This is a genomic window from Pseudonocardia sp. McavD-2-B, assembly GCF_024124365.1.
Lineage (GTDB): Bacteria > Actinomycetota > Actinomycetes > Mycobacteriales > Pseudonocardiaceae > Pseudonocardia > Pseudonocardia alni.
Genome location: NZ_JAMXSG010000485.1, coordinates 1 through 2014 on the forward strand (window position 1 = coordinate 1; position 2014 = coordinate 2014).

The 2014-nt window shown below is 79.8% G+C and carries 1 protein-coding gene and 1 pseudogene; both read right to left on the bottom strand.

What is annotated here, in order from left to right; translation table 11 throughout:
* A pseudogene (locus tag NH602_RS30500) lies at positions 1-1682 on the bottom strand (hypothetical protein); the annotation flags it as partial.
* A 23-nt stretch (positions 1683-1705) separates the two neighbouring features.
* Positions 1706-2014: hypothetical protein (locus NH602_RS30505; RefSeq protein WP_253069643.1), on the bottom strand; the 309-nt coding region annotated here is incomplete at its 5' end.

Sequence of the window (2014 nt, forward strand, 5' to 3'; positions counted from 1 at the left end):
GCGGTTCCGGGGCCGGCGACGAACCGGTGCCGGGGGACCTCGCCGACCCCGCTCGGCGGGGTCGGGTCTGGGCTGTCGCCCTCCGGGGGAGAGTCGAACCAGTCGCCCGCGGAGGCCTCCCGCAGCGCCCGGATCGGCGGCGACGGCCGCGGCGCCGGATGCGCCGTGTCATGCCCCTCGACGGGTGCCGCGACGTGTCGGGCCGCGGAGCCGCGTGGCCCGCCCGGGCCGGGACCGGCGCCGTCCTGCGTGCCGGTTCCCGGGACCGGAGCGGCCCTGTCGGACGTGTCGGTGCCCGGACCGGGAGCGGCCCGGTCGGGGGTTCCGGTCTCCGGGGTGGGAGTGGCCGGATCGGCAGTGCCGGCCCCCGGGCCGGGAGCGGCCTCGTCGGAGATGCCGATCTCCGGGGACGATCCGGTCGCGCCGGATGCGCTCGCCGGGGAGCCGGACCCGGTGGCGTCCTCGCCCGGGACGTGGCCGGTTCCGGTGGAGGCGGCCTCCGCGGCCGGGTCCGGCCCGGCTCCGGACGTGGCTGCGCCCGGGGCCCGGTCCGGTCCGATGTCGGGTGCGGCCGCTCCCGGGGACGGGGCTGTCGCGGCGACCCCCTCCGTCGTCGGCTCCGGGTCGACCCGGCCGGGCCGGTCCTCCGGGTCCGGGGTCTCCGTGACGGGGCTCCCGGCGAGTGGCGCGGGGCGGTCGATGCGCACCGGTGCGGGCGGTGGGTCCGAGGCGGGGACGTCCGTGTCGACGGAGGAGTCGACGGTGACGTCGCCGGGGGAGCTGTCGGTGCGGTGCCCGGCCGGTGCGTCTTCGACGGCGTCGGGTCCGGGGACCGCCGTGATCCCGTCCCCGTCGGGCCGCGGGGCCGGGGGCGTCGCCGAGGACAGGAGCCCGACCCGGTCGGAGGGCCGGTCGTCGGGAACCCGGTCGGCCGGCTGGCCGGACGTGTCGTCGTCCGCAACCCCGCCCCCGCCCCCGGGTTCCACCAGGGGGGACCGGGACGTGTCGGGGGCGGGCCGTGGTGCGTCGCCGGGGAGGGATGCCGACCCGTCCTCCCGGGACGGAGCGGCGGCGTCGTCGCGGGACGGAGCGGCGGCGTCGGAGACCGGAGTGGCGGGGAGCGGACGCGCGACCTCCCGGGCGGCGCGGTGATAGCCGGGGTCCGGGCCGTCGTCGCCGACCTCGACCGACACGACCAGTCCGGCCCGGGCCAGCGCCGACTGGGCCTGGTAGGTCAGGACCTCGGGTGCGCCGTGCGACCCGGTGCGGGCCAGCAGCACCGGCTGCGGCAGCGGACCGGGGGCGGTACCGGCGGGCGTCGTGCGCCAGGCCAGCGTCCAGCCCGACTCCGGGACCGGGACTCCGGCGAGCGCGGCCGCGACCGCCTCCGCGGCACCGGGCGGGCCGTCGCCGTCGAACCGGTGCGGACCGGTGGCGACGTCCGCGGCGGGCGGCAGGCAGGCGTCGGCGTCGGGCTGAACCCGGCGGGCTGCGGCCTCGGCGACCAGCTCGGAGCGCACCGCGTGCGGCAGCACCACCCGTCCCGCGACGAGCTCGGCGACCAGCAGCTCCAGCGCGTGCCCCTCCTCGCCGACGGCGACGAGCTCGCGTCCGGTGGCGAGCAGGTCGTCGTCCACCCGGCCGGCCAGTTCCCGCAGCAAGCGGTACGTGGGGTCGGACATGGGGCCTCCTTCGCGGTCCCGCGTCAGCCGGTGGGGACCGGCTCGCGGCTCCACAACGACGCCGCCGCGGTGCACGCGGCCTCGTGGTACTCGGTCGGGGCGTCGCCGGTGAGGGCCTCGACGCGCGGGACACGGTCACCGTGGACGCGCAGCAACCGTGCGACCGCGGCGGCGAGCAGGTGCGGCCGCTGCGCGTCACGCACGAGCAGCACGCGGGCGCCGTCGTCGCGCACGGCCAGCAGCACCGCGGACGCCTCGTCGCGCACGACCGACAGCGCCGACCACGCGGCGAGGTCCGGCTCGCCCGCCGTGAACGCGGGCGGGGCGGGCGG